Source organism: Actinomyces sp. ICM58, from assembly GCF_000283035.1.
Lineage (GTDB): Bacteria > Actinomycetota > Actinomycetes > Actinomycetales > Actinomycetaceae > Pauljensenia.
Window position 1 is genome coordinate 1 of the sequence record NZ_ALIY01000219.1, and the last position, 10,058, is coordinate 10,058.

General features: G+C 66.9%; 8 protein-coding genes and 1 tRNA gene. 8 read left to right on the plus strand and 1 reads right to left on the minus strand.

Going from position 1 to position 10,058, the window contains the following annotated elements; genetic code table 11:
* The first annotated feature begins 62 nt into the window (after positions 1-62).
* From HMPREF1138_RS09800 to HMPREF1138_RS09810, 3 genes are all read left to right on the plus strand, one after another.
* Positions 63-1,997, plus strand: coding sequence for an ABC-F family ATP-binding cassette domain-containing protein (locus HMPREF1138_RS09800; RefSeq protein WP_009059350.1), 1,935 nt, complete (start codon positions 63-65; stop codon positions 1,995-1,997).
* Between the two features lie 279 nt (positions 1,998-2,276).
* Complete coding sequence (locus HMPREF1138_RS09805) at positions 2,277-4,289, plus strand: glycosyl hydrolase family 28-related protein (protein WP_009059359.1); 2,013 nt, start codon at positions 2,277-2,279, stop codon at positions 4,287-4,289.
* A gap of 352 nt (positions 4,290-4,641) precedes the next feature.
* Positions 4,642-4,917, plus strand: coding sequence for a DUF1540 domain-containing protein (locus tag HMPREF1138_RS09810; RefSeq protein WP_009059356.1), 276 nt, complete (start codon positions 4,642-4,644; stop codon positions 4,915-4,917).
* Between the two features lie 70 nt (positions 4,918-4,987).
* Here the strand turns inward: HMPREF1138_RS09810 and HMPREF1138_RS09815 are convergent, their stop codons facing one another.
* Positions 4,988-5,620, minus strand: coding sequence for a TetR/AcrR family transcriptional regulator (locus tag HMPREF1138_RS09815; RefSeq protein WP_039937862.1), 633 nt, complete (start codon positions 5,618-5,620; stop codon positions 4,988-4,990).
* Positions 5,621-5,734: 114 nt separating this feature from the next.
* On the opposite strand from HMPREF1138_RS09815, the gene HMPREF1138_RS09820 reads away from it, so the two are divergent.
* The 5 genes from HMPREF1138_RS09820 (at position 5,735) to HMPREF1138_RS09840 (ending at position 9,833) form a co-directional block, all read left to right on the plus strand.
* A tRNA-Gln gene (locus HMPREF1138_RS09820) sits at positions 5,735-5,805 on the plus strand.
* 42 nt (positions 5,806-5,847) lie between these two features.
* Complete coding sequence (locus HMPREF1138_RS09825) at positions 5,848-6,897, plus strand: bifunctional UDP-N-acetylglucosamine diphosphorylase/glucosamine-1-phosphate N-acetyltransferase GlmU (RefSeq protein ID WP_009059354.1); 1,050 nt, start codon at positions 5,848-5,850, stop codon at positions 6,895-6,897.
* 24 nt (positions 6,898-6,921) lie between these two features.
* Positions 6,922-7,893: a ribose-phosphate diphosphokinase gene (locus HMPREF1138_RS09830; protein WP_009059348.1), complete on the plus strand. Its 972-nt coding sequence runs from the start codon at positions 6,922-6,924 to the stop codon at positions 7,891-7,893.
* Between the two features lie 167 nt (positions 7,894-8,060).
* The gene (locus HMPREF1138_RS09835) at positions 8,061-8,657 is read left to right on the plus strand and encodes a 50S ribosomal protein L25/general stress protein Ctc (RefSeq protein WP_009059353.1); all 597 of its coding nucleotides are present in this window, start codon (positions 8,061-8,063) and stop codon (positions 8,655-8,657) included.
* A gap of 78 nt (positions 8,658-8,735) precedes the next feature.
* Positions 8,736-9,833: a mannose-1-phosphate guanylyltransferase gene (locus tag HMPREF1138_RS09840; protein ID WP_039937865.1), complete on the plus strand. Its 1,098-nt coding sequence runs from the start codon at positions 8,736-8,738 to the stop codon at positions 9,831-9,833.
* Positions 9,834-10,058 lie beyond the last annotated feature (225 nt).

The window sequence follows — 10,058 nt, forward strand, 5'->3', positions numbered from 1 at the left end:
CGCGCGATCCCCACCCACGGGCCCGCGCGCGGCGCCCGCATCGAATCGACGGAGGCCATCTGATGGCGCACCTGCTCGGAACCCAGACCGTCGGTGCCCTCGCCGGGTCGCGTAAGCTCCTCGAAGGGGTCACGGTCGGCCTCGACGACGGCAGCCGCGTCGGCATCCTCGGCCCCAACGGCGCGGGAAAGTCAACGCTCCTGCGCATCGTCGCCGGAACCCAGGAGCCCGACGGGGGAGTGGTGACTCGCCGCGACGGCGTGCGCGTCGCTGTCCTGACCCAGGCGGACACTCTCAACCCCGAGGACACGGTCGTCGAGGCCGTGCACCCCGGCTTGGAGGAGTACGAGTGGGCCTCCGACCCGGCCGTGCGCGATATCCACGCCGGCCTCCTCGCCGACATCGACCCCGCGGCCCTCGTCGGCACCCTGTCGGGCGGACAGCGCCGCCGCGTTGCGCTCGCCCGCGTGCTCGCGGCCGCTGCCGACATCGTGTGCCTGGACGAGCCCACCAACCATCTCGACGTCGAGGGCGTGGCCTGGCTGGCTGCGCACCTGAATGCCCGCTTCGCCCGCCCCGGGGCGTCCGGCGCGCTCCTGGCGGTCACCCACGACCGCTGGTTCCTCGACGCCGTGTGCGAGCACATCTGGGAGGTTGTCCCCGGCGTCGACCCGGGCGGCGACCGGCCGCAGATCGCCGGGCACGTCGAAATCTACGACGGCTCTTACGCCGCCTACACGCTGGCGCGCGCCGAGCGCGTGCGCCAGGCGGACGTGGCTGCCGCCAAGCGCGCGAACCTGCTGACCAAGGAGCTCGCGTGGCTGCGCCGCGGGGCACCCGCCCGCACCTCGAAGCCGAAGTTCCACATCGCCGCCGCCGAGGCCCTCATCGCCGACGTGCCGCCCCCGCGCGACACCGTCGAGCTGGTCAAGATGGCGACCGCGCGCCTGGGCAAGGACGTCATCGACCTCGAGGACGTGTCCGTGTCCTTCACGCGCCCCGACGGCTCGCGCCTGGATATCCTGCAGGGCGTCACCTGGCGCCTGGCCCCAGCCGAGCGCGTCGGCATCGTGGGCGTCAACGGCGCTGGCAAGACGACGATCCTGAACCTGCTGCGCGGCGACCTGATGCCTACGTCGGGGCGCGTCAAGCGCGGCAAGACCGTCCAGGTCGCCACCCTCTCGCAGGACACGCACGAGCTCGATGCCCTGGCCGACATGCGCGTCGTCGAGGCCGTCGCCGACGTCGCCCAGAGTGTCGTCGTGGACGGCAAGGAGGTGAGCGCCTCGCAGATGACGGAGCGCATGGGGTTCACGCGCGCCCGAGCCTACACGCGCATCGGCGAGATCTCGGGTGGCGAGCGCCGACGCCTCCAACTCATGCGCCTGCTCATGAGCCAGCCGAACGTGCTGCTCCTCGACGAGCCCACGAACGACCTGGACACCGACACGCTGGCGTCCATGGAGGATCTGCTCGACACGTTCCCGGGCACCCTCGTCGTCGTCTCCCACGACCGCTACCTCCTTGAGCGCGTCACCGACCACCAGGTCGCCCTCCTCGGCGACGGACAGGTCCGGGCGCTGCCCGGGGGCGTCGAGCAGTACCTGCAGATGCGCGCCTCCGGCGACGTCGGGGCGTTTGGTTCGTCCTCTCGCGCCGACGAGGCCGGCTCAGCCTCCCGCTCTGCCATGTCCTCCGCGCACGCCTCCTCGGGTGAGGAAGGCGCGGGGCAGGGGAGCGCTCGCGGCGGCGTGAGCGATGCGGCGGCGCGGCGCGCGGCCAAAAAGGAAGTGGCCCGCATTGAACGTAAGCTGGAGCGCCTGCGCGCCGAGGCCTCGTCCCTGGAGTCTCGGTTGGAGTCGTTGTCTATCAAGGTGGCGACGGATGCCTCTGTCGTCTCAGAATTGACGACGGTCTCCGCGAAGCATCAGGACATCCTAGGGGAAATTGAAGGGCTGGAGGAGGCCTGGCTGGAGGCGGCCGAGGCTGCCGAGTAAAGCGGGGGAGGGGTGTTGTCATCTCTTTATTGCGGGCCTGGTGGCAACGATGCGACGCTGGGAGACGAACCGACTGAATTATATTGACAGTCAATTAGCGTCGCCATTCGGTCGGCTTTATAACGGGCCGACGGACACTGCGAAAATTTCTCAGCAACTTTTTGACAGTGGTCAAAATCCGCTACCATGGGGCCGCGCCCTCCCTTGTGGGACGGTGCAGGAGCGAGGCGGCGCGACCCGCGCGTCGCCTCCGGGCATGGATTGAGGAATAAACAACAGATGAAACGTGGACCTTTCATTGCGGGCGTGAGCGCCCTCGGCGTCATCGCGCTGGTTCCCGCCCTGATTCCCTCCGCGGTGGCGGCCGACGACCACTATGGTGCGAATCTTCCCTACACCCGCTACGAGGCGGAGGAAGCGAGCCGCTCGGAGGGGACGACCCTCGAGCGCTCCGACGACCTCGAGTCAACGGCGATTGAGGCCTCGGGCCAGTCCTACGTGGCCCTGAATGACAAGGACTCCTCCGTCGACTTCACGGCCACGGTTCCGGGCAACGCCTTGGACCTGCGCTTCACCCTGCCGGATCACACCTCCGGCCGCGTTGACGTGCGCGTGAACGGTGAAACGGCTGCGACGCTGGACCTTTCCTCCGAGGCTGCCTGGCAGTATGTCGGCGGCGATTTCGTGTATGACGAGCCCAGCCAGGCGCCCTCGTCTACCGTTGCTCGTTTCCGCTTCGACGAGACGCACACGCTCCTGAATCGCCAGGTTCGCGCGGGTGATCACATTCAGATCGTTAAGGTTGGCGACGATCAGAACGCCTATGGCATCGACTTCGTCGAGCTGGAGGAGGCGCTGCCCGAGGTTTCGCGTCCTGCGGGCGCCGTGAGCATCAGTGATTACGAGGGTGCCAAGCCCGGTGATGGTGTTGATGACTCTGACGCGCTGGTCTGGGCGATGGATCAGGCCGCGAATACCCCCTCCAAGACGGTCTACATCCCCGCGGGCACCTGGGAGCTGGGCCGCCAGATCGGCATTAATCACTCTGATCTGACGATCCAGGGTGCGGGCATGTGGTACACCGACCTGCGTTTCACGTCGGACCAGATCGCCGGAGGCGGCTTCACGTTCAACCATGAGGTCGGCGGCGTGACGATCACCGACTTCTACATGTCCTCCAACCTGAAGTCCCGCTACTCGCAGAATGCTCAGTACAAGGGCTTTTCCGGCTCGGCGGGGTCGAATACCCGCGTGGCGAACGTGTGGGTGGAACACTTCGAGTGCGGCTTCTGGATGGGCGACTACGTGGACGCCAGTAACATGCGCTACACGGAGGGCATGGTCATCGAGAATGCCCGTATTCGTAACAACTTGGCCGATGGCGTGAACTTCGCGCAGGGCACCGCCCATTCGACGGTGCGTAACTCGTCGGTGCGTGGCAACGGTGACGATGGCTTGGCTTCCTGGTCGAGCATCGACACGTACTCGCATAGTGAGGCGCGCGTCGCCGAGGCCAACTCCTTCATTGGCAACACGGTGGAGCTGGGGTGGCGGGCCTCGGGTATCGGCCTCTTTGGTGGCAAGTCCCATGTCATCCGCGACAACCTGCTCATCAACAACTTCTCCGGAGCAGGCATCCGCCTGAACACGGTGTTCGAGGGGCATAACTTCGACCTGAACACGGATGAGGGCATTACGATTGCCCACAACAAGTTGGTGCGTTCGGGCACGACGAACGACTTCTATGGAAAGACGCGCGGCGCGATCGACTTCCAGGAGGCGAGGGGCGAGATTCGTAACGTCACGGTGACCGACAACGTCATCGTGCGCCCCTACGCTGAGGAGATTCGCGCCGACTTCGGTCTCGGTAAGGATGCCCTGTCCTATCGCGGTATCACGCTGCGCGACAACAAGCGCGACGACGAGGCCGGGTACACGCCCAGGAACCAGGTCGTGAACTACGCCGAGGTGAACGGTGAGGTCGTGCGCGGGGTTCCCGAGACGGATAACTACTCCCTGTACTGGTTCCAGCGCGATGAGCGCGGCGCCGACGGGACTACTCACCGTTATTGGGTCTCTAAGGCTGACGGCGTTGAGCTCACGGGCGACATGGAGTATTCGCAGGAGGGTACGGTGCGTGTCTACAACTTTACGACCGGCGATGTACCTTCGTATCTTCCCATCTCTTCGACGGACTTCGCGGGTTCCTACGAGTATGTCGGTGAGCTGACGCGCTCGGTACGCAACGATGATGGCACGCAGAGCATCATTCGTTTCTGGTCGGCGAAGTGATCGCTTCCTGAGCATCGAATCGTCGATACTGCCCCTCGCCCGCGCCGCCTTGGTGGCGCGGGCGAATCCTTGTCGTGAAGCCCCTCAGGGTAGGCGCGCCACACCCGCCCAGCGCAGGCTCACCTACCCGAATTACGCAACATAATCGCCTCATTTATTTACGTAATTAGTGATGGTAAAAGCGCGAAAATCACTCCCCGAAGTCTCGCGCTAAGCATTGGGATATCAACGAAAACACGCTTCGTTTGCGCATGTTGCGAAAAGGCGTATCACTGGAGTCAACAGCGCGACCAACCCGGCCGCGACCGGCTACGAAGAGGCCCCACGGGGCCACGTTGAAAAGGACACTCCAATGGCAGATATGCCCCGCATCCTCGACTGCTCCGTCACCGACTGCTCCTACAACAAGGAGAAGAACTGCGGAGCCGCCGCAATCACCGTCGGCTACTCGACCTCCTGCACGACCTTCATCCCGCTGACCGTCAAGGGCGGCCTCACCAAGGCCGAGACCTTCGTCGGCGCCTGCCAGAAGGCCGACTGCGCCCACAACAACGCGCTCGAGTGCACCGCCGCCTCCATCTCGGTCGGCGCGGGCACCGCGGACTGCCTCTCCTACGAGGCGCGCTGAGTCTGACTCAGAGGCGAGGCCGTGGCTGGGATTACCCGCCACGGCCTCGTCGTATCTGCCAAAGATTAACTCAGCGCCCGTCGCTCGCACGCACCCGAAGCGTGGGGTGGGGGCGCAGGCCGCGCTGGCCATTCCAAATGAGGTTGACGACATGGGCGGCGACCTCGTCCTTCTTCATGCGTCGATCGTCCAGCCACCACTGCCCGACCTGAGCGATGAGACCGACGAGCATCTGCGCGTACAGGGGAGACCAGGTGGCATCGAAGTCGGAGCGCTTGAATTGCTCGGCGATGATGTGCTCGACGCGGGTGGCGACATCGCCCATGATCGACGAAAAAGACCCCGCCGTGCGGTCGGAAGGCGCGTCGCGCACCAGCACACGGAAGCCGTCCGTGTTGCGCTCAATGTAATCCAGCAGGCCCAGGGTCGCATTCTCCAGGATCAGGCGCGGGCGCTCCGACGACTCCAGGGAGGACTGCAGCGACGTGATGAGCGCCTGCACCTCGCGGTCGACGATCACCGCGTACAGGCCCTCCTTGCCGCCGAAATGCTCGTAGATGACGGGCTTGGAAACCTTCGCGCGGGCGGCGATCTCCTCGACGCTGGTCGCCCCGAAACCCTTCTCGGCGAACAGGGAACGCCCCACACTCACCAACTGCTCGCGGCGCGCGAAGCCGCTCATGCGTGTCCTCTTCTCAGCCATGCTCCCAGTATCACACGGGACGAGGCCCGGGCGGGGTGGGCGTTCACCTTCGCGATCGCGTGCGGCGCGTTTGAAAGCGTGCGCGGGGTCCGGGTATCATCACTGTGGACGCATTCCGCCTTGGTGTAACGGCAGCACAGAGGTTTTTGGTGCCTTTAGTCTAGGTTCGAATCCTAGGGGCGGAGCGATCGGAGCCGTCTCGGGTCCGTTAACCCCTGAGGAGGAACATGTCTCGCCCCGCCGCCGTCATCGTCCTGGCCGCCGGTCAGGGAACGCGCATGAAATCAGCCCTCCCGAAAGTCGTGCACCCCCTCGCCGGCCTGTCCATGATCGGGCACGCGCTGCGGGCCGCCCAGGGCCTCGACCCCGAGAACCTGGTCGCCGTCGTGCGTCACCAGCGCGAGGTCGTCGCCGCCGAAATCGCGCGCGTCAGCCCGAACGCCATCATCGCCGACCAGGATGAGATCCCTGGCACGGGCCGCGCCGTCCAGTGTGGCCTCGCGGCCCTCGACGAGGCCGTCGCCCCCGCTCCCGGCACCATCGTCGTCACCTACGGCGACGTCCCCCTCCTCTCCACGGACACCCTGGCCGACCTGGTCGCCACCCACGAGGGTGCGGGCCACGCCGTCACCGTCCTGACCTCGCGCGTCGAAGATCCCACCGGCTACGGACGCATCATCCGCGACGCCTCCGGCACGGTCACCGCCATCGTCGAGCAGCGCGACGCGACCCCCGAGCAGGCGGCCATCAACGAGATCAACGCGGGCATCTACGCCTTCGATGCGGACTTCCTGCGCGCCTCCCTGGCCTCCCTTGGCACCGACAATGATCAGGGCGAGGTCTACCTGACCGACGTCCTCGCGGCCGCGGCACCCGCCGGACGCACCGCCGGAGCCCTCGAGCTCACCGACCACTGGCAGAGCGCCGGTGCGAACGACCGTGTCCAACTCGCCGAGCTGGGCGCCGAACTCAACCGACGCATCTGCGTCGAGCTCATGCGCTCGGGCGTGACCATCGTCGATCCGGCCTCCACCTGGGTCGATGTCGACGTATCGGTCGGCGCGGACACCACCATCTACCCCGGCACCTGCCTGCGGGGTACCACCACCGTTGGGGCCGACTGTGAAATCGGTCCTAACGCCACGCTGATTGATGCGGAAATCGGGGACCGCAGTGTGGTCCCCGCCGCGTGGGTCGGTCAGGGCTGCGTTGCAGCCGATACGATGGTTACGCCATACGCCACCATCGGCACACTGATCGCGGCGCCTCGCGCCTGATCCAACACAAGGAGAGACAACCGCATGAGCGGACTGGTGACCACCGGAGAGAAGAATCTCGTCCTCGTTTCTGGACGAGCTCACATGGACCTGGCTCACGCCGTGGGCGAGGAAATCGGATGTGGGGTCTCGCCGGTGACGGCCTACGACTTCGCCTCCGGCGAGATTTACGTGCGCTTCAACGAGTCCGTTCGCGGCGCCGACGTGTTCGTCCTGCAGTCCATCGCGGGCGACATCAACAAGTGGCTCATGGAGCAGCTCATCATGATTGACGCTGCCAAGCGCGCTTCCGCGAAGCGCATCACCGTGGTCGCCCCCTTCTACCCCTACTCGCGCCAGGATAAGAAGCACCAGGGCCGCGAGCCCATCTCCGCCCGCCTCGTGGCTGACCTGTACCGCACCGCCGGCGCCGACCGCATCATGAGCGTGGACCTGCACGCCTCGCAGGAGCAGGGCTTCTTCGACGGCCCCGTCGATCACCTCTTCGCCATGCCGGTCCTCGTGGACTATGTGCGCGGCCGCGTCGACCTGTCCAACACGGCGGTCGTCTCTCCGGACGCCGGCCGTATTCGCGTCGCCGAGAAGTGGTCGAAGAAGCTGGGTGGCGCGCCCCTGGCCTTCGTCCACAAGACCCGCGACACGACCCGCCCGAACGTGGCCGTCGCCAACCGCGTCGTCGGCGAGGTTGCCGGTAAGGAATGCGTCCTGGTGGATGACATGATCGATACCGCCGGAACGATCACCGAGGCGATCAACGTCCTCAACAATGCCGGCGCCAAGAAGGTCATCGTCGTCGCCACGCACGGCATCCTCTCCGACCCTGCCGCGAAGCGCCTCTCCGAATCCGGCGCCGCCGAGGTTGTCGTCACCGACACGCTGCCGATTCCCGCTGAGAAGCGTTTCGATCAGCTCACCGTCCTCTCCATCGCGCCGCTCCTGGCTCGAGCAATCCACGAGGTCTTCGAAGACGGTTCGGTCACATCCCTGTTCAACTGACCTTCTCCCGCTTCACATCCGCCCTCGCCGTAAGGTACCCTGTTGGGGTTGCTCCGGCGAGGGCGGATCCGTATCCGCCGTTATCGACAGGGCCTGAATCGAAATGCCTCGCGTTTCCTTCACTCTGCCGACACCGACGCCGGACCTGAGAAACGAAGGATAGACACATGAGCGACAACCCCGTCCTGCTTGCTGAAGAGCGCACCGAGTTCGGCAAGGGCTCCGCGCGCCGCGCCCGCCGCGCCGGCAAGGTCCCCACGGTCCTCTACGGTCACGGCGCCGAGCCCCGTCACCTGGACGTTCCCGGCCACGACCTCTTCCTCATCGTCCGCGGCAACAAGAACGCGCTCGTTGAGCTGAAGATCGAGGGCAAGACCCAGCTCGCCCTCGTCAAGGACGTTCAGGTTCACCCCGTGCGCCGCGACATCCTGCACGCCGACTTCCTGGCCGTCAAGGCCGGCGAGAAGGTTGACGTTGAGGTCCCCGTCGTCGTCGTCGGCGAGCCCGTGCCCGGCACCGTCCACTCCGTCGAGGAGTTCACCATCCTGGTGAAGGCCCCCGCCACCTCCATCCCCGAGCACGTTGAGGTCTCCGTCGAGGGTGTCGAGGCCGGTACCGCCCTGCACGTCTCCGACCTGTCGCTGCCCGCCGGCGTTGAGGTCGAGCTCGACCCCGAGACGGTCGTCGTCTCCGTCCAGGAGGCCGCCGCTGAAGAGGCCGAGGAAGCCGCCGAAGAGGCTCCCGCCGAGGCCGACGCCGAGTGACACTCGCGTAGCATACGCTTCCCACGAGGGGGCGAGGCTGATGCCTCGCCCCCTCGTCGTATCTGAGATACTGGGGGCATGAGTGACCTCCACGTGATCATCCCCGCCGGCGGTGCCGGCACCCGCCTGTGGCCGCTCTCGCGCCGCCACCGTCCCAAGTTCCTCCTCGACCTGGCTGGCACGGGCCGCACCCTCCTGCAGGGGACGGTGGACCGCCTGGAGGAGATTGCCTCGTCGGTGACGATCGTGACGGGGCGCGCCCACCGCGACGGCGTCCTCGACCAGCTGCCCGAGTTCGCCTCCTCCGACGAGCGCACGCTCCTCATCGAGCCCTCCGGGCGCGACTCCATGGCCGCGATCGGCCTGGCGGCCTACGTGGTGCGAGAGCGCTTCGGCGACGACGCCATCGTCGGCTCCTTCGCCGCCGACCACCTGATCGCCCGCCCCGAGCTGCTGCGCGAGGCTGTTGCCACCGCGATCGACGCCGCCCGCGACGGCTACGTCGTCACGATCGGGCTGACGCCCACCGAGGCCTCGACCGCCTACGGGTACATCGCGCCCGGTCCCGCGCTGGGCGGGGACCAGGCCGAGGGCTCGGCCGCCCGCCGCGTCGCCGAGTTCGTCGAGAAGCCGGACGCCCAGACCGCGGCGCGTTACGTGTCTCAGGGCTACCTGTGGAACGCCGGAATGTTCATCATGTCCGCGGGGGTCCTAGCCTCGCACCTGGCCCGCCTCATGCCCGACCTGCACGCCCGCCTGGAGACGATCGCACGCGCATGGGGCACCGATTCCTTCGAGCGAACCCTCGAGGAGAACTGGCCGCACCTGACCAAGATCGCCATCGACCACGCCATCGCTGAGCCCGTGGCCGCCGACGGGGGAGTGGCCGTCGTCCCCGCTGATGCGCAGATCGGGTGGACGGATCTGGGCGACTTCGAGGCGCTCACGGGCATTGCGGCGGCAGTGGGTGGCCTCGGCGAGGCGATCCGCGTGGAATCCGACGGCGCTGCCGTCTACGGCGCCGAAGACGGCCCCCTCGTCGCTCTCGTCGGCGTGCCCGACGTCGCGGTCGCCCTCACCGCCGACGCCGTCCTCGTCACGCGACTCGACCGCGCCCAATCCGTGAAGGCCGTCGTCGATACGCTGGCTGAGCGCGGACGCTCCGACCTGCTCTGACGCGACGGCGCCAGCGGCGCGGACCCGCCCCCACCGCGGGTGTCCCGCGCCGCTTCCGCGTCGCCGCTATCAGGTGAGGTGCGCCGCCCCGCCCGTCCTGACCGGGTGTGCGGCTGGTACCGTGATGGGCAGAACGACGACCCGACGAAAGGCATCAGACGTGAACAAGCGGACCATTTCCGCCGTTGTCGCCACGGCCACCGCGGCCGCCCTGGTGACGAGCGC